This window comes from Stenotrophomonas sp. 10L48, assembly GCF_056395105.1.
The window spans coordinates 57,050-81,511 of sequence record NZ_JBFTIX010000013.1 but is presented as its reverse complement, the minus strand read 5'-3'; the positions used below and the strand labels follow the sequence as shown (position 1 = coordinate 81,511).

15 protein-coding genes are annotated in these 24,462 nt (G+C 65.5%); 12 read left to right on the top strand and 3 right to left on the bottom strand.

The annotated features are described in order from the left end of the window. Window positions 1-4: 4 nt before the first annotated feature. From recG to AC1DCU_RS18560, 5 genes are all read left to right on the top strand, one after another. Window positions 5-2,116, top strand: a complete 2,112-nt coding sequence (gene recG, locus AC1DCU_RS18580) for an ATP-dependent DNA helicase RecG (RefSeq protein ID WP_442252284.1) — start codon at window positions 5-7, stop codon at window positions 2,114-2,116. A gap of 909 nt (window positions 2,117-3,025) precedes the next feature. Beyond that, window positions 3,026-3,964, top strand: a complete 939-nt coding sequence (locus AC1DCU_RS18575; protein WP_032976990.1) for a nucleoside hydrolase — start codon at window positions 3,026-3,028, stop codon at window positions 3,962-3,964. Between the two features lie 87 nt (window positions 3,965-4,051). Further along, a complete protein-coding gene (locus tag AC1DCU_RS18570; protein WP_006389217.1) occupies window positions 4,052-4,294 on the top strand; it encodes a type B 50S ribosomal protein L31 in 243 nt (80 codons plus the stop codon). Between the two features lie 296 nt (window positions 4,295-4,590). Further along, entirely contained in the window at window positions 4,591-5,868 is a 1,278-nt protein-coding gene (locus AC1DCU_RS18565; protein WP_025874217.1) for a citrate synthase, read from the top strand. Between the two features lie 764 nt (window positions 5,869-6,632). Next, window positions 6,633-7,733: a hypothetical protein gene (locus tag AC1DCU_RS18560; RefSeq protein WP_154881016.1), complete on the top strand. Its 1,101-nt coding sequence runs from the start codon at window positions 6,633-6,635 to the stop codon at window positions 7,731-7,733. 237 nt (window positions 7,734-7,970) lie between these two features. Here AC1DCU_RS18560 and AC1DCU_RS18555 read toward each other — a convergent pair whose 3' ends face one another. Continuing rightward, window positions 7,971-8,744, bottom strand: coding sequence for an AraC family transcriptional regulator (locus tag AC1DCU_RS18555; protein WP_394122614.1), 774 nt, complete (start codon window positions 8,742-8,744; stop codon window positions 7,971-7,973). Window positions 8,745-8,885: 141 nt separating this feature from the next. Here AC1DCU_RS18555 and AC1DCU_RS18550 point away from each other — a divergent pair, with 141 nt between their 5' ends. The 7 genes from AC1DCU_RS18550 to AC1DCU_RS18520 all read left to right on the top strand — a co-directional run bounded on the left by AC1DCU_RS18550 (window position 8,886) and on the right by AC1DCU_RS18520 (window position 20,808). Next, window positions 8,886-9,605 (top strand): alpha/beta fold hydrolase, encoded by a 720-nt coding sequence (locus AC1DCU_RS18550; RefSeq protein ID WP_312965705.1) that lies wholly within the window; start codon window positions 8,886-8,888, stop codon window positions 9,603-9,605. A gap of 392 nt (window positions 9,606-9,997) precedes the next feature. Continuing rightward, a complete protein-coding gene (locus tag AC1DCU_RS18545; protein ID WP_025874221.1) occupies window positions 9,998-10,504 on the top strand; it encodes a CS1 type fimbrial major subunit in 507 nt (168 codons plus the stop codon). Window positions 10,505-10,553: 49 nt separating this feature from the next. Continuing rightward, complete coding sequence (locus tag AC1DCU_RS18540) at window positions 10,554-13,277, top strand: TcfC E-set like domain-containing protein (protein ID WP_442252295.1); 2,724 nt, start codon at window positions 10,554-10,556, stop codon at window positions 13,275-13,277. Beyond that, window positions 13,274-14,407, top strand: a complete 1,134-nt coding sequence (locus AC1DCU_RS18535) for a CfaE/CblD family pilus tip adhesin (protein WP_478013631.1) — start codon at window positions 13,274-13,276, stop codon at window positions 14,405-14,407. Before AC1DCU_RS18540 ends, AC1DCU_RS18535 begins: the two co-directional genes overlap by 4 nt. Window positions 14,408-14,426: 19 nt before the next feature. After that, window positions 14,427-15,125, top strand: coding sequence for a pilus assembly protein (locus AC1DCU_RS18530; RefSeq protein ID WP_442252296.1), 699 nt, complete (start codon window positions 14,427-14,429; stop codon window positions 15,123-15,125). A gap of 67 nt (window positions 15,126-15,192) precedes the next feature. Continuing rightward, window positions 15,193-20,001 carry an ESPR-type extended signal peptide-containing protein gene (locus tag AC1DCU_RS18525; RefSeq protein WP_478013632.1) on the top strand — a complete coding sequence of 1,603 codons (4,809 nt, stop codon included), beginning with the start codon at window positions 15,193-15,195 and terminating at the stop codon, window positions 19,999-20,001. A 69-nt stretch (window positions 20,002-20,070) separates the two neighbouring features. Continuing rightward, window positions 20,071-20,808: a hypothetical protein gene (locus AC1DCU_RS18520; protein WP_032977004.1), complete on the top strand. Its 738-nt coding sequence runs from the start codon at window positions 20,071-20,073 to the stop codon at window positions 20,806-20,808. Between the two features lie 61 nt (window positions 20,809-20,869). On the opposite strand, the gene AC1DCU_RS18515 is transcribed toward AC1DCU_RS18520, so the two are convergent. Next, on the bottom strand, window positions 20,870-21,514 hold the full coding sequence (locus AC1DCU_RS18515; protein ID WP_033831892.1) for a hypothetical protein: 645 nt from the start codon (window positions 21,512-21,514) through the stop codon (window positions 20,870-20,872). Between the two features lie 311 nt (window positions 21,515-21,825). Continuing rightward, window positions 21,826-24,252 carry a penicillin-binding protein 1A gene (locus AC1DCU_RS18510; RefSeq protein WP_442251979.1) on the bottom strand — a complete coding sequence of 809 codons (2,427 nt, stop codon included), beginning with the start codon at window positions 24,250-24,252 and terminating at the stop codon, window positions 21,826-21,828. Window positions 24,253-24,462 lie beyond the last annotated feature (210 nt).

The window sequence follows — 24,462 nt, the reverse complement described above, 5'->3', positions numbered from 1 at the left end:
CCACGTGGCACGCAAGGCGGCGGTCACCCCGGCACTGGCACCGTCCGGTGAAGCATCGCTTGCGGTGCTCGCCGGCGTCGGGCCGGCCGTGGCCGCCAAGCTGCAGGCGCGTGGCCTGGCCACCCTGCAGGATCTCTGGCTGCACCTGCCGCTGCGCTATGAAGACCGTACCCGGCTGACCCGCATCGAAGACCTGCGCAACGGCATTCCGGCGCAGGTGGAAGTGCGGGTGGTGGCCGTCGAGCGCGGCATGCGCTACCGGCCGATGCTGAAAGTGGCAGTGGAGGATGAAGGGCAGGGCACCCTGGTGCTGCGCTTCTTCCATTTCCGCCAGCAGCAGGTCGGCCAGTTCGCGGTCGGCAACCGCCTGCGCTGCTTTGGTACGCCCAAACCGGGGCACCTCGGGTTGGAGATTGTCCATCCCAGTTACCAGGTGCTGGGCCGCAACGACGATCCCGATCTCGGCGACCGCCTCGACCCGGTGTATCCCACCGTCGAAGGCGTCGGCCCGATGACGATGCGCAAGCTGATCGGCCAGGCGCTTGATCGCCTGCCGGAAGAAAGCACGCTGGAACTGCTGCCGACCGGCTGGCTCGAGGGCCTCGGCCTGCCATCGCTGCGCAGTGCGCTGCTGACCGTGCATCAGCCACCACCGGATGCAGACCTGGCCGCACTTGCCGCCGGTACCCATCCAGCGCAGCGCCGGCTGGCAATGGAAGAACTGCTGGCGCACCACCTCAGCCTGCGTCGCCAGCGCATTGCGCTGCAGGCGCATCACGCGCCGCCGCTGGCCGGTCCCGGCAAGCTGGCCAAGGCGTTGTTGAAGCAGCTGCCGTTCGCGTTGACCGGCGCGCAGGCACGCGTGTTCAAGCAGATCCGCGAAGACCTTGCGCGCCCCAGCCCGATGCTGCGGCTGGTGCAGGGCGATGTCGGCTCGGGCAAGACCGTGGTGGCGGCATTGGCAGCGATGCTGGCGGTGGAGCAGGGCAAGCAGGTCGCACTGGCCGCCCCCACCGAACTGCTGGCCGAACAGCATCTCAACAACCTGCGCGGCTGGCTGGAGCCGTTGGGCGTGCGCATCGCCTGGCTGGCCGGCAAGGTCACCGGCAAGGCGCGCGCGAAGGTGATGGAACAGGTTGCCAACGGCGAAGCGCAGGTGGTGGTGGGTACCCACGCACTGATGCAGGAGGCGGTGGTATTCCACGATCTGGCGCTGGCCATCGTCGATGAGCAGCACCGCTTCGGCGTTCACCAGCGCCTGGCGCTGCGCGACAAGGGCAAGGGCGGCAACAACGTGCCGCACCAGCTGGTGATGACCGCCACGCCGATTCCGCGCACGCTGGCGATGTCCGAATACGCCGACCTGGATGTATCGGCCATCGACGAACTGCCGCCGGGCCGCACGCCGGTGCAGACCGTGGCACTGAACAACGATCGCCGCCCCGAGCTGATCGAGCGCATCGCCCTGGCCCGCCGCGAAGGGCGGCAGGTGTACTGGGTGTGCACGCTCATCGAAGAAAGCGAAGAACTGGATGCCACCCCGGCACAGGCCACCTACGAATCGCTGCAGGCGCTGCTGCCGGGCGTGCGCGTGGGGCTGGTGCATGGCCGGCTGAAAGCGGCCGAGAAGCTGGCGACGATGGTCGCGTTCAAGGCCGGCGACATCGACCTGCTGGTGGCCACCACCGTGATCGAAGTCGGCGTGGACGTGCCCAACGCCTCGCTGATGGTGATCGAGAACGCCGAGCGCTTGGGCCTGGCCCAGCTGCACCAGCTGCGTGGCCGCGTCGGCCGTGGTTCGGCGGTGTCGCGCTGCGTGCTGCTGTACCAGGCACCGCTTTCGCAGATGGCACGCGAACGCCTGCAGACCATGCGCGAAACCAACGACGGTTTCGTCATTGCCGAGAAGGATCTGGAGCTGCGCGGGCCCGGCGAACTGCTGGGCACCCGGCAGACGGGCCTGGCCGGTTTCCGCATTGCCGATCTGGCCCGCGATGCCGGCCTGCTGCCGGGCGTGCATGCGCTGGCCGAACGCCTGCTGGCGCAGCAACCGGCGCTTGCAGATCGCGTGGTGCAGCGCTGGATCGGTACGGCCGTGCGCTACGCCTCGGCGTAAGGATCGGGCAGCCGGCCGGGGTCAGAGCCCTTGTCCTGCGACCAACGGATCCGACCCCTGCATTTCCTACGCTGCCGGCAACTGCGTGCCCATGTATTCGGCCAAACCCCGGCATGCCAGCAGCAACCCGAAGGGATAACGGGACGCGGTCATGTCGGCGGTCCTTGTGCGCAAGGCAGGAGGCCACCCACGCGAAGGCGAGGGTGGCGGGCGGTGAGTGGTTGCAATACCGGTGACGGCCTCAAGAACGCCGGCGGGCGCGAAGCCCCCACGCACCGCCCGCCATAAAACGCACGGACGGATTGCCTGCCGGACGCCACGCAGGAACACGCGCGCAACGCCGGCAGGCAAGCGCAAACAACAAGGCAGTCAAACGGGATTGCAAGCCCGTGCCATCCGTTGTCGATGGCCTCCCATGTTTTCCATGAAGGACTGTGGGCCTCAATGAGAAAAGTTGGAAAGATCGAAAACGCTGCAATTGCAGCGCGGCCCCGCCCGGCACGCCGATTACGTCATCTTTCCCGATCCCGCCGACGTCCATCCACGCATGGCGTGGATCTACCGTGTCGACCAAGGTCGACACCCACCAACAGCAGCAGGGTCGGCACCCACCAAAAGCAGGTCATGCCATTCCGACAGATCGCGGAAATCTGTCGAAGGCGGGGTGGGTCCGGTTGCGGGGGCGTGAGCCGCATGGATGCGGCGACCGAGCTTACATGGACGTACTTGCAGCGTCCCCCGCCACCGGACCCACCCCGCCATCCCACGGAATGCCAGCTTCTGCCGTTGCCGTTGCCGTTGCCGTTGATTCGGCGGGTGCAGGGCGCAGCCCGGCCGAACCCGAACCCCCGTACTTGCAACGGTCATCATCCCGGTCCACACTTCGTTGCCGATCTGAAGACGGCAACGATGACCAAGAAGATCCCGCTGTTGATCGATACCGACCCCGGTGTCGACGACGCACTGGCCCTGCTGATGGCCTTCGCCGATGAACGGCATGACGTGGTCGCCCTGACCATCGCCGCCGGCAACGTAGGCCTGCAGTACACCGTCCGCAACGCCCTCAAGCTCTGCGACATCGTCGGCCGCACCGACGTGCCGGTGTTCGCCGGCAGCCCCGATCCGCTGCTGCATCCATCCGTCGACGCCGCCCACGTGCATGGCCGCGATGGCTATGGCGATGTGGACCTGCCGCCGCCGAGCCGCCAGGCCGACGCCGAGCACGCCGCGCTGGCCATCCTGCGCCTGTCGCACCAGCATGCCGGCGAACTGATGCTGGTGATGCTCGGCCCGCTGACCAACCTGGCACTGGCGCTGAAACTCGATCCGACCCTGCCCCAGCGCATCAAGCGCATCGTGGTGATGGGCGGCGCAGTCACCTGCCACGGCAACATCACCCCCGCCGCCGAATTCAACATCGCCTTCGATCCGGAAGCCGCGCATGTGGTGTTCACCGCGTTCCCGCACTTGCTGGTGTCGGACTGGGAAGCCACCGTTGCCCACGGCCTGCCGTTGGCCGAAGCCGAGCAGTGGCTGGGTGCCGATTCCGATCGCGCGCGCTTCTACGAGCTGATCTCGCGCAAGACCCGTGGCCTGTCCGAAGACAGCAAGGGCGGCCGCTGGTATACCGCCGACGCGCTGGCCATGGCCTGGGCGCTGAACCCGGAAGGGCAGCTGCAGGTTGAATCGCGGCCGCTGAATGTGGAACTGAACGGCACGTTCAGCCGCGGCGCGACCATCGTCGACTGGAACCGCCAGACCGGCCAGGCGGACAACTGCGACCTGCTGATGGCCTACGACCAAGGGCGTTTCGAGGCCCTGGTACGCCAGGCCCTGGGTGCGGACTGAGGTCAGCCCCCTGCACTGGTTGCCCCGGGCGGCAACCAGTGCTTATAATGCCGCTCTTGACCACCAGCCCATTTACGGTGTGAGCCCATGAAGGCCGATATCCATCCGAACTACCGCGACGTCGTCTTCCATGACGTCACCTCCGATTTCAAGATCCTGACCCGCTCGACCATGAGCACGAAGGAAACCATCAAGTGGGAAGACGGCAACGACTACCCGCTGGTGAAGGTTGAAATTTCCTCGGCTTCGCACCCGTTCTACACGGGCAAGCACAAGGTCATCGACACCTCGGGCCGTATCGACAAGTTCCAGAAGCGCTACGCGCGCTGATACGTCGTTCCCGGTTCGAACCGACGGCCGCGCTCTGCGCGGCCGTTTGTTTTTGTCCAGCGCCTACCCAACGGGCGTTTGGATGGACGGAACACTGCGTCCTTGTGACAACGCTTTTGCCGATCCCGGCCGCTCGCTGGCAGGGTGCCGGCTGCCTGTCGTCTACGACTTCTGTCTAGCGCCCGGCAAATGCTGCTGTGCGATAATGACCTGATCCCCGGCACAGGCCGAGGACGTCATTCACGTGCCTGACCAATGCGCTTGGGCAGGCGCCTTCCCATGAAGGAGCGCACACAGTGTCCGATCTTGATCAGGTCACGCTCAACGCCGGCGATAAGTCGGTCGTTCTGCCCGTCATCAAACCCACCCTCGGCAACGACTGCGTCGACATCGCGAAGCTGACCAAGGAAACGGGGTATTTCACCTACGATTCCGGTTTCACCGCGACGGCCAGCTGCAAGTCCGCCATCACCTACATCGACGGCGACAAGGGCGTGCTGCTGTATCGCGGCTACCCGATCGAGCAGCTGTCGGAAAAGTCGAGCTACGTCGAAGTGGCCTACCTGCTGATCAACGGCGAGCGCCCGAGCGCCGAGCAGCTGAAGGCCTTCACCGACGAGCTGGCTGCCGAAGCCAACGTCGATGAGTCGATCAACACCCTGATCGGCAGCTTCGCCAAGGATGCCCATCCGATGGCCATCCTGACCGCCGCCATCGCGCAGCTGTCGGGCATCTACCACGCCTCGCTGGACCTGTCCGACGCCGAACAGCGCCGCCAGGCTGCCGTGCGCCTGATCGCCAAGGTGCCGACCCTGTCGGCGCTGATCTACCGCCACGGCAAGGGCCTGCCGGCCAACAAGCCGGATACCTCGCTGGACTACGTCAGCCGATTCCTGAAGCAGACCTTCGAGTCGGCTGATGGCAAGTACGAGCTGAACCAGGACGTGGTCAAGGCACTGGACCTGCTGTTCATCCTGCACGCCGACCACGAGCAGAACGCGTCGACCTCGACCGTGCGTCTGGTCGGTTCGACCGGTGCCAACCCGTATGCGTCGGTCGCCGCTGGCGTCACCGCGCTGTGGGGTCCGGCCCACGGCGGTGCCAACGAAGCCGTGCTGAAGATGCTGGAAGAGATCGGTTCGGCCGACAACGTCGAATCGGCCGTGCTCAAGGCCAAGGACAAGACCTCCGGCTTCCGCCTGATGGGCTTCGGCCACCGCGTGTACAAGAACTTCGACCCGCGTGCCAAGGTCATCGGCGAGATGACCGGCAAGGTGCTCAAGCAGCTGGGCGTGCAGGATCCGCTGCTGGACGTGGCCGTGAAGCTGGAACAGGCCGCGCTGCAGGACGAGTACTTCGTCGCGCGCAAGCTGTACCCGAACGTCGATTTCTACAGCGGCATCATCTACAAGGCGCTGCAGATCCCGACCGAGATGTTCACCGTCATGTTCGCCTTGGGCCGTACCTCCGGCTGGGTCTCGCATTGGCTGGAACAGCAGGTCGACCCGGAAATGAAGATCGGCCGTCCGCGCCAGGTCTACACCGGCCACGACGTGCGCGACTACCAGGGCTGATCGCCTGCGGTAGGTTGTGCTGAAGACGCCCCGCGATTGCGGGGCGTTTTTTTTGCTTCGCTTTTGGTAGATGCCAACCTTGGTTGGCACGCTTTCGGCGCCCGCGAAACATCATCCACGCATGGCGTGGATCTACTGCGCCCCGGCTCCGGTGGGTGCCAACCTTGGTTGGCACGCTTTCGGCGCCCGCGAAACATCATCCACGCATGGCGTGGATCTACTGCGCTCCGGCTTCGGTGGGTGCCAACCTTGGTTGGCACGATTTGGGTGTCCGCGGAACATCATCCACGCAAGGCGTGGATCTACTGCGCCCCGGCTTCGGTGGGGGCCAACCTTGGTTGGCACGATTTCGGCGCCCGCGAAACATCATCCGCGCATGGCGTGGATCTCCTGCGCTCCGGCTTCGGTGGGTGCCAACCTTGGTTGGCACGATTTGGGTGTCCGCGGAACATCATCCACGCATGGCGTGGATCTACTGCGCTCCGGCTTCGGTGGGTGCCAACCTTGGTTGGCACGATTTGGGTGTCCGCGGAACATCATCCACGCATGGCGTGGATCTACTGCGCCCCGGCTTCGGTAGATGCCAACCTTGGTTGGCACGCTTTCCCATCCACGCGTGGCGTGGATCTCCTGCGCCCGGGCGCTTGGCACGATGTTCGCCGCGGCAAGACCGCGTGATTCAAGGGTCTCACCAGCTTCACAAGCGCTCGCGCAGCCTCAGGACGCCAGCTGCACCTGCAGCACTGATACGGAGCGTCCAACCCATGAGTACCCGTTTCGACCTGCCCGAGCGCGATCCACTCGGTCCTGACATCGCCACCGTGGTGGCCACTCCCGTCGTGCCACCGCCCAGCGAAAGCGCGGTGTCCTGGGGCGCCATTTTCGCCGGCGCCGTTGCGGCTGCCGCACTGTCGCTGATCCTGTTGATCCTGGGCGTTGGCCTCGGCCTGTCCTCGGTTTCGCCCTGGTCGTTCGAAGGGGTGTCCAAGGAAACCTTCGGCTGGACCAGCGTCGCGTGGCTGACCTTCACCGCGCTGGCCGCTTCCGGTCTTGGCGGCTACCTGGCCGGTCGCCTGCGCACCAAGTGGACGCAGCTGCACGGTGATGAAACCTACTTCCGCGACACCGCGCACGGCTTCGTGTCCTGGGCTGTGGCGACCCTGCTCACTGCTGGCCTGTTGACCTCGGCCATCGGTGGCGTGCTGGGCGCCGGCGCAAAGGTTGCCGGCGCGACCGCAGGCGCCGCTGCCACCACTGCCGGTGCTGCCGTGGCCGGAGCTGGCAGCGCTGCTGCAGGCGCACCGGAGAGCGACCTCAACTACTGGGTGGATTCGCTGTTCCGCGGGGCCACCACGGCGGGCCCGGACGCTGCCGGTGCACCTCCGGTTGCGCCGGCAGCGGGCGCAGCGCCGGGTACCAGCCCAATGGACCCTGCCGCACCGCCGCCGCCCCCGGCCGCCGCCAGCGTCGGCCCACGTGACGCCCGCACGGCCCCGCCGCCGCCGCGCCCGATGCCGGGCAATGGCCCGATGGGCGACCGCCGCGAAGTCCGTGCCGAAGTGAACCGCATCATCGTCAACAGTCTGCAGGGGGACGGCCTGGACCCGGCCGATACCCAGTACCTGTCGCAGCTGATCGCGCGCGAGACGGGCATGAGCCCGGCTGAAGCGCAGGCCCGTGTGACCGACGTGCAGACCCGCATGCGTGCTGCGCTGGAGAAGGCCAAGAACACCGCCAAGCAAGCTGCCGACGATGCGCGCAAGGCCACGGCCTATGCCGCACTGTGGCTGTTCATCACCCTGCTGATCGGCGCGTTCTTCGCCAGCCTCAGCGCCACCTGGGGCGGCCGTCGCCGCGACCTGTAACCCGCATCTGATGCAAGGAGACCTGCCATGAAAACGCTTCTGCTCTGGTTCTTGGGCGTGCCGATTCCGCTGTTGATCCTGTACGCGATCTTCTTCTGAGATCGTGTCGTTGAGTGAGATCCATCAGGCCGCCGCGAGGCGGCCTGATGCCATCCAGTCGCGCATGGACATTTACAGCGTCGAGCGACGCTCGACCCACGCGCGCAGCGCGCATGACAACCAAGCATCGGCCGAGTACTACGCTTCTGCGTACCGGCTCGGCGAACATCCCAGCACACGCCGGAAGGCAGCAGAAAACGCGCTCGGGCTTGCATAGCCCAGGTCCAATGCCACACGCGTCACCGCCTGGCCCTGTCCCAGCCGCTCGATGGCCACCAGCAGGCACACCTGCTGCCGCCACTCGGCAAAACCCACCCCGGTATCGGCGCGGAACAGGCGCGTGAACGTGCGCCGGCTCATGCCTGCTTCGGCGGCAACGTCATCGAGGCGGACTGCCAGCGAAGGACTGTCGAGCAATGCGCGGCAGACACGTGCGAGGCGTGCATCGGCGGGCAGCGGTGCATGCAGGGAAAGTGTCGGCATCGATGCGATTTCCGCCACCAGCAGCTGCATCAGTTTGCCTGCGCGCCCGTCCTCGTCGTACAGCGGGGGCAGGTCCACCGCCGCCTCCAGCAGCTGCTGCAACAGCGCAGAGACCGCGTACACCCGGCAGTGCTCCGGCAGCGCCACTGCGTCGGCCGCCTCGGCGGAGAGAAAGGCGTTGAGCATCGTCACTGGCCCGCGCATGGTCATCTCATGCGCCAGGCCTGCAGGCACCCAGCAGGCGCGCCGTGGGGGAACCAGCCATCGCCCCTGCGGCGTGGCCACACTGATGGTGCCGCGCGCGGCGAATGCGAACTGCCCGCGCCGGTGGGCATGGCGGGGAAACGCAAATTCGGCGGCGTAGTCGTTCGAGGTGACCACGACATCGCGTGGCAGGTCTTCGTAGGGATCAAGCAGCGAATTGCGCATGGCCCGGATTCTATAGCGATTGACCCGTCATCGACGGTGGGCCGGATCCGCGCTGCCTAGCATCAATGCTCCCCTCAGCTGTAATGGAACCACATGACCAATACTTTCCATCGCGTGGGACACGGACCCCATGCTGTCCTGGTGCTGCACGGCTGGTTCGGCGACGCGCACGCGTTCGAGCCCATCGAGCCATGGCTGTCGCGCGACGACTTCAGCTACATCTTCATGGACTGCCGGGGCTACGGCGGCATGCGCGGTGCACGCGGGGCCTATACCATCGGCGAGATTGCATCCGATGCATTGGATCTGATGGCCGTCCTGGGCCACGAACGCTTCAGCGTGGCGGGTCATTCGATGGGCGGCATGGCCATTGAATGCATGGCGGTGCTTGCGCCGGATCGGGTACACGGCATGGTGGCCATTGCGCCGGTGCCCTGCGGCGGCATTGCCCACGACGCCGCGACGCGAAGCCTGCTTGAAGCGGCAGCGGGGGACGTAGGCGTGCGTCGGACCATCATCGATCGCAGTACCGGCGGGCGGCTGCCAGCGCAATGGCTCGACTGGAAGGCCGCGTATTCGGCGGCACACGCTTCACCTGCAGCATTTGCTGCCTATCTTCCAGCATGGGCGGATACCGATTTCAGCAATGAGATCGTCGGCAAGCATCGGTTGAAGGTGCTGGTGGGCGGGCACGATCCCACCTTCAACCGCGCACTGATGGAGCGCACCTATCTGCGCCGCTACCGGCAGGCCACGATGGAGGTCCTGCAGGATGCCGGGCACTACCTGATGAACGAGACGCCGCTGGCTCTGGTGGCGGCCATGGAATCGTTCCTGAAAGAGGCGTCGGGTTCGGGATGAATGGTTTCTGACACGGGATGTCGTTTCCACATCTTTCGGATCATCACATCCGCGACCAGCGTGACGACCAGCCTGTGGTGCTGCAAGGCACGCTGGTGGCCAGGATTGGCCACCAGTGTTCAGCACGAGCACCCGTGCGTCGATCATGGCTCGACTCTGCAAAGTGCATGTCTCGCAATGAGGTTTGTTGCAAAGACCGGGTGAGGAAATTTGCATAACCCTCAAACATTGAACGCCTTCAAAGAATTTCCTTAACGTTCAGCTATTTAGGAATGGTTGAATGGCCGTCGCAGGGTAGGCGTACCTACCATTCTCTCCGTCGCCCGCCCCCACGCAGGCGGGTGATGCCTCCGCACTGGAGGCCTCATATCCCACCGTCCGAGAGAGACACCATGAACTCCATCCTGAAGAAGGCCGCGCTCGCTGCAGCGCTGGCTACCGTTTCGCTGTCCGCCAATGCATTCGATGCCGACATCAAGGTCTGGGCCAACGTCGATCCGACCCTGGCCCTGCTCAAGGCCGATGGCACTGCGCTGGATTCGGTGGTCAACATGGTCCACAACCCGGTCAGCGGCCTGGTGCCCTGGTCGCAGCAGGTGCGCATCTACTCCAACGATGAAAGCAAGGACATCGAAGTGCGTGTTGGCAGCACCCCGCAGCTGCTCAACACCGATGGTGGCGGCGCGCCGGTGCCGCTGACCGTCAGCCTCAATGGCAGGGCGCTGACCGTGGCGGCGCAGGACTTCTCCGCAACCGACCTGTTCGACGGCGCACTGCCGGGCGCATCGATCCCGCTGGCGCTGCGTATTGCACAGACCGTCCAGGCGCCGATCGCCCGCGGCGGCAGCTACGAAGGCATCGTCACCATCGCCATGCAGCAGAAGACCACCAGCCCGTAAGGCACCCGCGCCGGCCCGCTTGCCGGGCCGGCTGCTTCCGGTAATCCCCATGAATGCTCCCGCACCCGCCGTCACCCGGCTGGCGGTCGCGCTCGCCCTGTCGCTGGCCACACCCCTGGTCGCGGCGCGCGGCGTTCCCGCCGGTTTCGAGGATCTGGTCGAAGGCCAGACCGAACAACTGGAGATCCGTCTGTTCGGTCGTTCGACCGGGCTGGTGCCGGTGCGCGTGACCCTGGAACACGTGCAGCTGGAAACCCCGGCCGAGGCGCTGCAGGCATTGCAGCTGTCCGCCGAAGCGCAGGCTGCGCTGCTGCCGGCCTTGTCGCAGCCGCTGCCGCGCAACAGCCACCTGGCATGCCGTTACGGCGGTGCCAGTGCCGGTTGCGGGTACATCGATCCTCCCCAGGAGCCCACTGCCGTGCGCGCGCTGTATGACGAAGGCGAGGGCGCAGTGCGCCTGTTTGTCGCCCGCCAATGGATCCCCGGCGAGCCGGCTGCCGAGCGCTACCACCAGGTCAGCGCCAATGCCGAGAACGCCTTCCTGCACCAGCACACCTTCAATGTCAGCGGTGGCCGGGGCTACCAGGCGCTGGCCGCGCAGGGCATGGGTGCACTGGGCGTGTTCCAGCGCGGGCACCTGTCCGCCGACTGGACCTTCAGCCAGCAGCACTACCGCGGCGGTCTTGCCAGCCGCCGTTTCCAGCTAGACAACGCCTACTACCGCCATGACCTGGGCCAGCAGCACTACCTGCAGGCCGGGCGCATGGACCGCCGCAACCTGAGCAGCCCGCAGGGCGGCACCTTCAGTTTCAGCATGCTGCCGATGGATCGCTTCCAGGGCCTGCGGCTGGGCACCACGCAGGCCTACGTGGACTCCGCCGCCGCCGTGCAGGCCACGCCCCTCACCGTGCTGCTGGCGCGCGATGCGCGTGTGGATGCGTTCGATGGCGAGCGCCTGTTGCAGACCTTCTACCTGCAGGCAGGCATCAACCAGCTCGATACGCGCCGGTTCCCCATGGGCAACTACACCGTCAGCCTGCGCATCTACGAAGACGGCGTGCTGGTACGCAACGAGGACGCGCCGTTCGACAAGGGCGGTGACTGGACCGACAGCAGCGTGCAGTGGTTTCTGCAGGGGGGCCGCCGCAACGAGCGCCGCAGCGACCGCTTCGACGACGAACTGGCGGCCATGGGCGGCCTGCGCGTGCCGATGGGGCGCAACGTGGCCATGACCGCTGGCATCGCCGATCTGGGCGGTTTCAGCTACGGCGAACTGCGGGTGGACCTGCGCCATGTGTTTGCGACCCAGGAGGTCCGCGCCACCTTCAGTGGCATGCACGGCAGCGATGGCAGCCGTGGCCAGCAGCATCAGCTTTCCTACCGTCGCCGTGCTTCGTGGAATGTGTACCACCAGCGCATGCGCGGCCGTGCCTGCCAGTTCGAGGATGACGCCCGCGACCGGCTCGGCTGCGCCGATTCGCTCAGCGCCTCGATGGCGCTGCCGGTGGCCGGCGGCAACGCCTACGTGGCCTATACGCGCCGCCAGACCTGGCGTGCAGGCACCGTGCGGCCGGGGCTGGATGATGATCCGCTGGCCGGGCTTGACCCGCTGCTGCCGCCGTGGATGCCACAGCCCACGCGCATACCGCAGCTCAGCCGCACCTGGCAGGCCAGCTACAGCCGCAGCCAGCGCTGGGGCGAGTTCAGTGTCTCCAGCCGCATCGGCGTGTGGCAGCAGACCAGCGGCGGTGGACTGCGCGATGGACGTGACCGCGGCATCTACCTCAATTTCAGCCTCAACCGCCTGCAGCACGATGACCGCGGCAGTTCGCAGCGACGCTATGGCGTGGACGTGCGGCAACCACAGCATGCGCGGCCGGACATCAACTACAGCGCCGGGAAGACGCTGCGCCAGGAATACGAGGATCAGTACCGCGAGGTATCGGGCGAACTGCGCGGCAACAACAACGAGCGCTACAGCGCCACGCTGAGTACCCAGCTGCAGAACCGCATCGGCCAGACCGGTGCCACGGTGTCGCGCTACCAGCACCAGGGTGGCAACGAAGTGGCGTACAGCGCCACGCACAGTTCCGGCCTGGCCATCGGCAAGCGCGGCGTGTACTGGGGCGCTGGCGTTGGCGCCGCCGCGGGGCTGGCAGTGCAGGTGGATGACACCGACGACCTGGACCTGAGCGGTGTTGCCGCCGAGCTGCAGGTGGGCGGGCTGCGTCGACAGCGACTGAAGCTGGGCGAGCGCCGGCTGCTGCCGATTTCCGCCTACCAGTCGCACCGCGCTGAAGTGCAGGACGCCAGCGCCCTGGACAGCATCGCCGCCGTGCGCGTGAGCGGTGTGGGCGGCGCGCGTCCGTTGTTCCTGCCACCAGGCCGGCTGGTGCGCATGCCGGTGCCGATTGAAGTGACCTACACCTTCATCGGCAACGCCCAGGACATCGCCGGCGCACCGCTGCGCGGTGCCCGCATTCTCAACGCGCCGGTGCCCGGCACCGGCAGCAATGGAGGTTTCGTGGCCGACTTCCCACGACGCGAGAAGACCCTGTACCTGCTGCAGGACGACCGGTTGCTGCACTGCCCGCTGCAGGTGCGCGAGCGCCGCAGCGTGGTGATGCTGGTAGGCGCCGTGCAGTGCGAGCCGCTGGCCGTGGCCCAGCTGCCGGCCGACATCCGCCACCAGGCACGGGTGACGCGGCTGCTGCAGGAGCAGGCGCTGATCGCCTCCACGCCACAGACCGCAGCAGCGGGAGGTGCGAAGTGAGCCGTCGGTTGTGGTGGGTGATGGCGGTGTTGTGTGGGCTGGTGGTGTTGGTGCCGCGAGCGATGGCGCAACAGCCGCCGGAGACGCATCCGTCGAGCGAGCACCGCGACATCGTGATGAGTTGGGATCGCTCTGCGATGCCGGGAGATATCGAGTTGTGGCCATCCAAAACTGTATTTGGATACGAGGAGCAGGGCACGCTGGGCTACGGTCATATGTTCATGACGTGCAGCTCGAACTCCAGCTCGGAACGCGGAAAGTGCCCGACTAATGACACCTTGGAGGATAGTAGAGGGGCCGTTAGCACAATCCCACTGAGGTTCACGGAAAGTCGCAGCGGTATGGAGGTGGATGTGGAAGTCACCGCTGCCATCCGTCGTATCGACGCTACGTTCGCCTGCAGCTTTGACTACTGGTCCGGGCCGCTCCGGCCAGTCTGGTCTTCCACCACAGGCTCGTGCGCGGGTATTGATCGCGTGGGCACATCCGTCGAGATGAAGCTGACTTCCGGTCAGTTGAGCCAGCTTGTAGCGGGTCACTGGTCGGCCGTATTGGACCTGACGCTACGAATGCCGCCCCACCAGCACCTTGCGGACTACTCGTTCTCCTTCGACTTCACCATCACCGATCACAACGCGGTCTCCATCTACTTCCCGCTTTTCGACCAGGTCAACCCTCACGTTGGCCTGAACCTGCAGTACGACCCGATCGCGCAGACCATCGGCGGGCGTACCCAGCTCGACATGTGCCTGTACGACGGACTTGGCTCGCAGAGCAGCTACCTCGGCGTCACCGTGCGTGACAGCGGCGCGCAACCTCCCGGGCCCTCGGGCTACTCGGTATGGCACGTCGATGGCGGCAGTGATGCCACCCAGCGCGTGGACTACACCGTCACCCTGGATCACAACGGCAGTGCAGTGCCCATGCGCAACGGCGTCGAGCAGTTGCTGCACGGCATCGATACCGCACGACTGCGGCTGGTGTTGCTGCCCGGCATGACGCAGCCGGTGTTCTGCGTGCCTACACCATTGACGCTGGAAACACCGCGCGTGCCGGTCAGCACCAAGCGCCCCGGCTACTACAGCGGCGATCTCAGGGTGGAACTGCGTGTTCCCACCGTCACGCCCTGAACCCCACATGGAGTCCCCGATGAAACCCCTAGTCCGCTGCCTGCTGCCGCTGTCGCTGCTGATGGCGTTGCCTGCCCATGCCAATCTCACCGTGCACCCCATGCGTACGTCGGTGGACGCGAAGAAAGGCGCACAGATACGCATCTACTCGCAGTCCACCCAACCGCAGTACGTGCAGGCATCTATCAAGCGCATCGTCGACCCGGCGGGGGCAGGTGAACAGGAGGTTGAGGTGGAGCCGAATGAGGCCGCCATCGCCATCACGCCGGGAAAGTTCGCCCTCGCCGGTGGCGGCAACCGGCTGATCCGTGTGATTCCGCTGCAGCCGGTCGAAAAGGAAACGGCATACCGCGTGTACTTCGAGGGCGTGCGCGGCCCCGAACGTGCGGACCCGGCAGGCGAGGGTGAGAAGGCCCAGGCCAATGTCGGCGTCAGCCTGGTCTGGGGCGCGCTGGTCAATGTGCTGCCCGCGCAATCGACGATGGACGTGCAGGTGGAGGGAAGCCAACTGCGCAACACCGGCACGGTACGCGTGGGCATCACCAGCATCGCTGACTGCGATGGCGCGCGCTGCACCGCACATGACGTCTCGCGCAGCCTGTATCCCGGCAGCGCGCTGGAACTGCCATTTGCCCTGCAGCCGGGCCACACGCTGCAGCTGCGCTACCGGCTGACCCGCGATGGCTATCGCGAGCACGTGCACAACGTCGCGCTCTGAGTGCATCTCGCCGCTGTGGCTTGGTGCCACAGCGGTTCCTTCTGTTCCGTTTGTTAAGGAGAATCCCATGAACAAGATCTATCGACGGCTCTGGTCCGCCGCCCGCCAATGCTGGGTGGTTGCAAGCGAACTGGTGGCAGCGCGCGGCACGCGCAGGCACACATCGCGTGGTCCCGGACTGGCGCTGGTGCTGGCCATGCTGCCGGCATCGGTCATGGCAGCCACAGCGGGCCATCTCGAAACAGGCGCTGATGAGTGGATGGAAGACGCCCTGTACGCTGCCTTTGGCCCGTTCAACGCAAGCGCCATGCTTGTGCACGAGGATGCCGCCACCGCTCCCAGCGGGCGAGCGTTCTCCCGCGCGAACGCGCTTCCGCTGGCCTACAGCGACTTCGTCCAGCTCGGTTCGTATGCTGGTGCTCTCAACAGGGCAGTCGCGGTCGGCGTATGGGCACACTCCAACAACTACGGCGTGGCACTTGGCTACCAAGCCAATGCCAACGGGCAACATGCGACTGCGCTGGGGCATCAGGCCGTTGCCTGGGAGATTGGCAGCGTCGCGGTGGGTAACGATGCAAAATCCTACGGCTACAACGCGATTGCGCTGGGGAGCGGCGCGCTCGCGGCCGGGCGCAATTCCATCGTGCTTGGGGCGGATTCCAATGACTATGGTGACAATCAGGTATCGGTCGGAAATGGCGGAACGCGACGCAAGATTGTCTATGTCGCCGATGGTGCGGTCGACGCAAACAGCAGCGAGGTCGTGACCGGCAGGCAGTTGCATGCTACGCAGCAGGCGCTGGCCAGCGTACGCCAGAGTCAGACGTTGCTGGCGACGGGGACTGCGCCATCCAGTGCCAATGCCGCCAAGGCAATCGGCAGCCGTGCGCTTGCGATAGGTGTTGAGGCAACGGCTGACGGTGAAGATACACTCGCATTGGGCGGCGGCGCGCGCACGGCACCCGGGTCCGGAGTAGCGCGTATTGCCATTGGCGCAGGTGCCTTCGCTGGCAGCAGCGGCTGGACGGGTGCCGTCGCCTTGGGCGGCAGTGCCAGTTCCACGCATGATGGGGTTGCCATCGGCTATCAGGCCAAGACAAGCACCAACGGTACGGTGGCCCTTGGTCGCGGGGCAATCGCGACGCATGGGAATTCGGTTGCACTCGGCAGCAACTCGGTCACCTCTGGAGCCAACAGCGTCTCGGTCGGAAGTTCCTCCAACAGGCGGAAGATCCAGTACCTGGCCGATGGCGTGATTGCGGCGGGCAGTACCGACGCGATCACCGGCAACCAGTTGCACGCTACCAACGCATTGGTGGCGACCGCGACGTCCAACGCGACGACCGCCAAAACCATCGCCGAAAATGCTCTGGGCACAGCGACGTCCAGTGGCTATATCACAGCAGTGGGCACGGCCATGTCCAACGCCAACAAGGCAGTTGCCAGTGGCACCGGCGCATTCGCTGCGGGCACACAGGCCAAGGCGCAAGGTACCCACGCCAGCGCGTTTGGATTCTCTGCACAGGCGACGGCCACTCAGGCCACCGCACTGGGACGTGAGTCGGCTGCCAGCGGAACGTATTCCACTGCTGTCGGGAACCTCGCCAAGGCAGGCAGCGCCAGTGCGGTAGCTCTGGGAGATCGCGCCAGTGCCACGCACGCCAATGCCGTAGCCCTGGGGGCCGGTTCGGTAACAGCAGGCGCCAATACCATCTCGGTCGGAAATTCCTCCAACAGGCGAAAGATCCAGTACCTGGCCGATGGCGTGATCGCGGCGGGCAGTACCGACGCGATCACCGGCAACCAGTTGCATGCCACCAATCAGGACCTGGCTGCAGCGCAAGCCGCTGCGCAAGAGGCCTTGCGCAGAGCCCGGGCCACGAACAATCTACTTGCCACAGCGGCTGAGGTGAGCGAGGCGAACAAAGCAACCGCGACCGGAAACCTGGCCATGGCGATGGGTAATGCTGCCAAGGGCAATGGCGTGGCAGCAATCGCTCTGGGCAACACGGCCAATGCCGTAGGCACCAATGCAATCGCTGTAGGCAGCGCTTCCAGTGTGACGGCCCACTATGCTGTCGCCCTCGGTGGAAACGCGAAGGCATTGCACGACAATGCGGTGGCCTTGGGCGAGAAGTCCGTGACGACCGGCACCAGCCAGGTCTCTGTTGGCAACGCGACGCTGAAGCGCAAATTGGTAAACGTGGCGGATGCCGCGTTGAGCAACACCAGCACGGATGCAGTAACGGGCAAGCAGCTGTTTGCCGTTGACGAGAAAGTCACTGCAAATCAGTCCCTGCTGACCAGTCATGCCTCGCAGATTTCTGGGCACCAGACGGGTATCGCCGACAACCGGCGCGATCTGGATGCCCTGCGTACCGAGTTCGACAACTTCGATCCCGATCTGGAGGGTGTGGTCCGCTACGCAGCTGACGGCTCCATTGATCTGGACGGCGGCAAGGTGCGGGGTGTGGCAGCGGGGGATATCAGCTCTGCGTCCAGTACCGATGCGGTGAATGGTGGGCAGTTGTTTGCGGCCAACGAGAGAATCCTGGCGCTTGAGAGCGTGGGAAAGTTCGTATCAATCGGTATAGGTGGCAGCCAACGAGCATCGGCCGCAGGAGTGGGGGCAGTTGCAATCGGTGATTCGGCTGAAGCAACCGTCGGTGGTGAAGGTGGAGTCGCGATAGGGGCATTTTCTCGCGCGGTGGGAAAGAACTCCATCGCCATAGGTCGCGCAGCGTACGTTGCTGGAAGTGCAGAAGGTGGCTTTGCATTGGGCGTTGGCACATCCGTCAACGCGAACCGAGGGGTAGCACTGGGCGCGGAAAGTCAGGTGCAGGCGGGAGCAAACAATAGTGTCGCAGTTGGCTATGGCTCAATTGCATCAGAACCTGACACCGTTTCTTTTGGAAATGACAGCATCCGTCGAAGGTTGACCGGCGTTTCTCGAGGACTCGGCGATGCCGAAGCTGTCGCCATCGTCCAGTTGTCTGAATCCCTCTCCACTTTAGGAGGTGGTGCGAGGTTGAGCAGCCAAGGTGGCGTGATAGCGCCCGTCTACAACGTACAGGGTGGTACGCAGAGCAATGTAGGTGACGCCTTGGCTATTCTCGATGGTGCAGTGCTCAGGGCCGATAGTCGCGTAGATGGCGTCGAAGGCCAGCTGCGCGCGACATTCCAACAGTCGCCGTCAACGAGCGCAGATGGAATCGGCCAACTGAACCTGGCTGGTGCGCAGGGCATGATTCTGTCGAATCTCGTCGATGGGCGTATTGATGCGGATAGTCGTGATGCGGTGACTGGCAGTCAGCTGTACGCAGCCAAGCAGGAAATCGCTAGGAACGGAGATGAGATCGAGCGTATGAAGGGCATGTCAGATAAAGGCGTGAGGTATGTTCTTCAGCAAGCACTTGATGAACGAGGAGGGCCGATTGATTTCGCTGGATCGCGATTGACTGGGATTGATTCGGGGGATATCTCATCTGCCTTCAGTACTGATGCAGTTAACGGCAGTCAGCTGTATGTGACTAATCAGCGAATCGCGAGCGTTGAATCGACTCATCGATTCTTCAAAATCGGTCGGGACGATTTGAGTGAGGACGCCAAGGCTGGATCGTTTGGTGTTGCGATTGGTGAATCCGCGCAAGCCACACCTAAGGATGGAGGTGAGGGTGGAACAGCCGTTGGCGCTTTTGCGATTGCTTTGGGCAAGAATTCCGTTGCTCTGGGGAGAGGGGCCTTGGTCGAACAGGGAGCAGATAGCGCATTCGCTCTCGGTGTAGGGTCACGTACGGCTGGTTCTGATAGCGTGGCGCTAGGCGCAGTCACTAGAACAGAAGTCGGTGCGGTCAGGTCCGCCGCCATTGGCATGGGATCCGTTGCCACAGAGGCAGACACGGCATCCTTCGGAAATAGCAGATACCAGCGCCGCCTCGTCAACGTAGCCAACGGCCGCAACGCCAACGACGCCGCCACCATCGGCCAGCTCCGTGGCGCACTGTCTGCCCTCGGCGGCAACATAGACGCCAACGGCAACGTCACAAGCCCCGGCTTCAACGTCCAGGGCCAGCAGCAGAACACCATCAATGAAGCCCTCGCCACGCTCGACTCGGCCGTAGTCACCACCGGGTCTCGTGTCGACCACGTGGAAACCCAGCTCCGCTCGGTGTTCCAGGAATCTCCGTCCGTCCGCAGCGACGGCACCGCCCAGCTCACCCTGGCGGGTGCCAACGGCATGGTCATCTCCAACGTCGCCAACGGCTTGATCGCCGCCGGCAGCCGCGAGGCGGTCAACGGTGGCCAGTTGCATGCCGCGCAGCAGCAGCTCAACGGTCGCATCGATGGCCTGGAGCAGCGCGTGGACGGCCAGCCGCAGGCGCGTGCAATGGCCACGGCATCGGCGGCGCCGACCGAAGAGATCATGCCAAGCCCGGAAGCCAGCGGTTCGCCGCAGGTCGCTTCGGCAGGCGAGGGCGCTTCGCCTGCATCGCAGCCGAAGGCGAAAAAGGATGACTCGCCCGCGCCCACGCCGCAGGTTGATACCGCCGAGCTGGAAAAGATGCTGGCCCGCGCCAACGAGTACACCGATGGTGCGATCAGCAACTTCGAGCGCCGCCTGGACAAGATGGACAAGCGCTTCAACCGCATGGCGGCGATGAGCAGTGCGCAGACGGCCATGGCCATGAACACCGCTGGCCTGGCCACCTACAACCGCCTTGGCGCGGGTGTGGGCTACGCCGAGGGCGAGTCGGCCATGGCGGTGGGTTACCAGCGCGTGCTCAACGACAAGGGCTCAGCCACCTTCAGCCTCAATGGTGCCTTCACCAACAGCGGTGAACGCAGCATGGGCGTGGGTGTGGGCATCGGCTGGTAAGCCATGGCGCCCCGGTGTGGTGCGCGTAACGAGCCCCGCCGCGCCGGGGCCATTGCAGAGGAGGTTGCAATGTATCGCTTCATGAGCCGCTTCATGACCTATCGGCGCTACTACCTGTGGCGCGCCCGCATCCGCTACTTCACCCACGACATGGATACGTGGACGCTGGCCTGCCTGGTGCTGATGGTCTGCATGGGGTTGATGGTGTGGGGGTTCTGGCGCGTGGTGAACGTGCCGCAGCCGCGCATCCATCCGGAGGCCGCAGCCGTGCGGGTGGAGGTGCTGACCGACGAAGCGATCCACCGCATCGTGCTGGTGCGCCACGGCGGCACCACGCCGGGTGATCCCTTCTACAGTGCTGCGGAGATCCGCGGCAGCACCCAGCGAACGCTGCGGGTCCGGCAGACCCTGCAGGATCCGGTGGCGATGAAGCTGCAGGCGGACATGTACGCCGACATCGCCGACTACATCAACGCTACCGGTGCCTGCATGCCGTTTCCTTGCCGCCGCGTGAGTTTCCGCATCGAACAGCTGCAGCGGTCGGGGCACGAGAGTGCGGTACGCAACAAGGCGCTCGCCGAGATCCTGCAGGTGCCGTGGTACCTGGTGCCGAACCTTGATGGCGAACGCACGCGCGTGCGCAGTGGTTGGGCGGATGACTTCCAGGATGTGTATTCGCATGCCTGGAACCTGCATGACCTGCAGAAGATGCATGCGCGCATGATGGCCGAGTACCCGTACCGTGCGGCGGTGCCGTGGCTGGCACGATTGGCAACCCCTGCCCAGGAACAGCTGATCTTCCAGTAGCGCCGGGCCATGCTCGGCTGCTCTTGGCGCAGAGCCGGGCACAGGCCCGGCTCTACCAGGATCAACCGCCGATGTAGGCGGTGATTTCCATCTCGGCCAGCAGCTGCCGCAACTGCGTGGCCGAGGCCCGCCGCATGGGTTTCTCGTCCACCGGCGACAGCGGGGCCTGGCGCAACGCATCGTAGGGCAGGACGGCCAGGTCGAAGGTCAGGTCTTCGGCACTGAACACCCACACCGGCACATCCAGGTTGCGCTCACGGTCCATCCGCAGGCGCCGCGTACGCGATTCGGCGGGGATGCGATGTTCGTCCAGGAAGCGATGCACGGCCTCCGGGTCGTCACTGTGCAGGTGCAATTGCACGGGGCTGTTGGCATCGGCGGTGCCGTCCAGCACCGGTCCGGCCAGGCGCGGCGAAAACCCGTGCAGGAACTCCAGCGCCCGCAACGCGGACTCGCGCCGCCGCTGTAGTTCGCTGCCGTGCTGCGGGCCGGAGAACAGCCGCTGGTACTCGCGCAGGGCCTGTTCGATCTCGACGTTGCGGGGCAGGGAAGCATCGTCGTGGATGCCAAGGCGGCTGGCAGCCTTGAGTTTGGCCTGGTGGAAGTCGCGGATTCCGCCTTCGGCCATCAGCCGGGCGGCTTCGTGGGCGAGGCGATGACGCCGTTCGCGGGTCTGGCTGGCAGCATGCTGGTGAGCGCGGTGCATGCGATGACTCCCTGTTGCGACCTGGCCACAGACTAGCGCAGGCGTGTGACATCTGCGTGGGTATTTCGCACAGGTGCCGCTACGCTCGCCGGGCATGGCCCGGCGCTACCGGGAGAGGGCGCCCGACGGGTGCGGCATGGTAGCGCCGGGCCATGCCCGGCGGATGCATCGGCGCCAACCAAGGTTGGCATCTAGCGGGGTAGCGCCGGGCCATGCCCGGCGAATGCATCGGCGCCAACCAAGGTTGGCGACTACCAAGGCAACGTCGGGCCATGGTGCCAACCAACGGTTGGCACCCACCCCGCCTGGCTTCAGAAGATATCGAACGCGGCCGCGTCAGCCTGCGGGGTGCTCTGCAGGTTGAGGTCGTAGTCGGTCAGGCGATCCATGTCTTCCACCTTCACCCACTCCACCGCACCGTTGAGGGTGGCCTGGACCATGCCGCTCGGCGGTTCGTTCTGTGCGATCGGGGTGTCCTTCAGCGCGGTGCGCATGTAGTCGATCCAGATCGGCAGGGCGGCCTTGCCACCGTATTCGCGGTAGCCCAGCGAGCGGAAGTCGTCGCGGCCCACCCACACGGTGGTCACGTACGGGCCGCCGAAGCCGGAGAACCAGGCGTCACGGTGATCATTGGTGGAGCCGGTCTTGCCGCCCACGTCTTCGCGGCCAAGTACCTTGGCCTGCGCGCCGGTGCCGCGCTGGACCACGTCGCGCATCATCGACACCAGCTGGTAGGCGGTGCGGGCGTCGATCGCACGCGGTGCGGTACGCGCGTCCGGGTTGGCGGGTGCGGCCGGCGTTTCGGTCTTGGCTTCCGGCTTGGCAGCGGCGGTGGCATCGACCTTGGGTGCCGGGGCGCCGAAGTTGAAGCCGTCCACGACCTGGTTCACCGGCTGGTCGCTGCTGCCGGCGCAGTCGCGGCAGGCCATCGCCGGGTTTTCCTTGAACACCAGGTTGCCATCGCGGTCGTTGACCTGGTCGATCAGCCAGGTGTCCACGCGTGAGCCGCCGTTGGCGAACACGGCGTAGCCGCGGGCCACCGACAGCGGGGTCAGCGAGGCGGTACCCAGCGACATCGACAGGTTCGGCGGCAGCTCGGATTCGGCAAAGCCGAACTGGCTGATGTACTTGCGCGCGTAGTCCACGCCCATGCCATCAAGCAGGCGCACCGAGACCAGGTTGCGTGACTGCACCAGCGCTTCACGCAGGCGCATCGGGCCGCGGAAGCCGCCGCCGTCGTTCTGCGGTGCCCAGGTCTTGCCGCGGCGGTCGCGGAACACGACCGGGGCGTCGAGCACGATCGAGGCCGGGTTGTAGCCCTTGTCGAAGGCGGCCGCGTAGACGAACGGCTTGAAGCTCGAGCCGGGCTGGCGACGGGCCTGGGTGGCACGGTTGAACTTGTTGCCGGAGAAGCTGAAGCCACCGACCAGCGCCTTCAGGGCGCCGCTGTGGGCGTCCAGCGAAACCAGGGCGGACTGGCCGCGCGGGAGCTGGTCGAGCAGCCATTCGCCCTCCTTGGCACCAGCGCGCACGCGCACGATGTCGCCGCGCTGCACCAGCTTGGCCGGGCTCTTGTTGGTCCACTTGGCGGCACCGGCCGGCAGCACGATCTCGCTGCGGTTGGCCAGCACCACGGTGGCACTGCCGTCGGCGCCGGTGCTGGCGACGATCGCCGGCAGCAGGCCGGCCTGGCCGAACATGCCGCGCAGGTGCTCGGCCAGGGCCGCGGCGTCGTCGCCGGCGCCCAGCTGTACCTGCTTCTCCACGCCGTGCCAGCCGTGGCGATGGTCGTACAGCAGCAGGCCGTCGCGCACCGACAGGTTGGCGGCGGTCTGCAGGGTCGAATCGATGGTGGTGGTGACGTGGTAGCCCTTGTTGACCACGTCGCCGCCAAAGCGGGCGATTATTTCCTGGCGCACCAGCTCGGCCACGTACGGGGCATCGACCTGCACCGGCGGCTCGTGGGCGGTGGCGTGCATCGGCACGGCCTTGGCCGCATCGGCCTCGGCCTGGCTGACGAACTTCAGGTCGGCCATGCGCTGCAGCACATAGTTGTCACGACGCTGGCGGGCGCGCTCCGGGTTGGAGATCGGGTTGCCCGAGGACGGGAACTTGGGGATGCCGGCCAGCGAGGCCATCTCGTCCAGGTCCAGCTCGCCCAGCTTCTTGCCGTAGTAGAACTCGGCGGCGGCGGCCACGCCGTAGGCGCGGTTGCCGAAGAAACTCTTGTTCAGGTACAGCTCGAAGATCTCGTCCTTGCTCAGCTCGGACTCGATCTTGCGCGCCAGCAGGATCTCGGCCAGCTTGCGGGTATAGCTGTACTCGGAGCTGAGGAAGAACTGGCGGGCCACCTGCTGGGTGATGGTGGAGCCACCGGGCACGCGCTTGTCGTTGGTGGTGGCCAGCAGCCACACCGCGCGACCGATGCCCTTGTAGTCCACGCCGCCGTGCTCGTAGAAACGGGCATCCTCGGTGGCCAGGAACGCCTGTTTCAGCTTCTCCGGCACGTCCTTCATGGTGATGGGGGTACGCCGGGTCTCACCGAATACCGCCATCAGCTTGCCGTCGGCAGCGTAGACGTACATCGGCTCCTGCATTTCCACGTCGCGCAGGGTCTGCACGTCGGGAAGCTTGGAAGAAACGGCGTAGTACAGGCCGCCAACGGCGGCCGCTCCGACCAGCGCCAGGACCAGGACAACAAGAAAGATCCAGCGCAGCCAGCGGCGGAGACGGGTCATCGGTGTCAGATTCCGATTGCGAATTTCGTGGTCGCAGAGTATAGATTACGCAAGGTGGCGGCTGGGGCCGGCACTGGGGAGTGCAAGGGGACGCCAGGGGCTGCGTGTTCATCCTGTGAGGGATGTCACAGCAGGGCGGTTGCCATTTGCTAAGAATACGTTATTAATGCGCGGACGCAGCTCTTGCGTCCAAGTGCCCGTCGGCAGGGG

Bases quoted from the DNA above. Each gene is read 5' to 3' on its own strand.
- AC1DCU_RS18570 (WP_006389217.1), top strand. From the start codon at position 4,052: ATGAAGGCCGATATCCATCCGAACTACCGCGACGTCGTCTTCCATGAC.
- AC1DCU_RS18555 (WP_394122614.1), bottom strand. From the start codon at position 8,744: ATGCGCAATTCGCTGCTTGATCCCTACGAAGACCTGCCACGCGATGTC.
- AC1DCU_RS18530 (WP_442252296.1), top strand. From the start codon at position 14,427: ATGAAACCCCTAGTCCGCTGCCTGCTGCCGCTGTCGCTGCTGATGGCG.
- AC1DCU_RS18560 (WP_154881016.1), top strand. From the start codon at position 6,633: ATGAGTACCCGTTTCGACCTGCCCGAGCGCGATCCACTCGGTCCTGAC.
- AC1DCU_RS18525 (WP_478013632.1), top strand. From the start codon at position 15,193: ATGAACAAGATCTATCGACGGCTCTGGTCCGCCGCCCGCCAATGCTGG.
- AC1DCU_RS18510 (WP_442251979.1), bottom strand. From the start codon at position 24,252: ATGACCCGTCTCCGCCGCTGGCTGCGCTGGATCTTTCTTGTTGTCCTG.
- AC1DCU_RS18545 (WP_025874221.1), top strand. From the start codon at position 9,998: ATGAACTCCATCCTGAAGAAGGCCGCGCTCGCTGCAGCGCTGGCTACC.
- AC1DCU_RS18515 (WP_033831892.1), bottom strand. From the start codon at position 21,514: ATGCACCGCGCTCACCAGCATGCTGCCAGCCAGACCCGCGAACGGCGT.
- AC1DCU_RS18520 (WP_032977004.1), top strand. From the start codon at position 20,071: ATGTATCGCTTCATGAGCCGCTTCATGACCTATCGGCGCTACTACCTG.
- AC1DCU_RS18540 (WP_442252295.1), top strand. From the start codon at position 10,554: ATGAATGCTCCCGCACCCGCCGTCACCCGGCTGGCGGTCGCGCTCGCC.
- AC1DCU_RS18575 (WP_032976990.1), top strand. From the start codon at position 3,026: ATGACCAAGAAGATCCCGCTGTTGATCGATACCGACCCCGGTGTCGAC.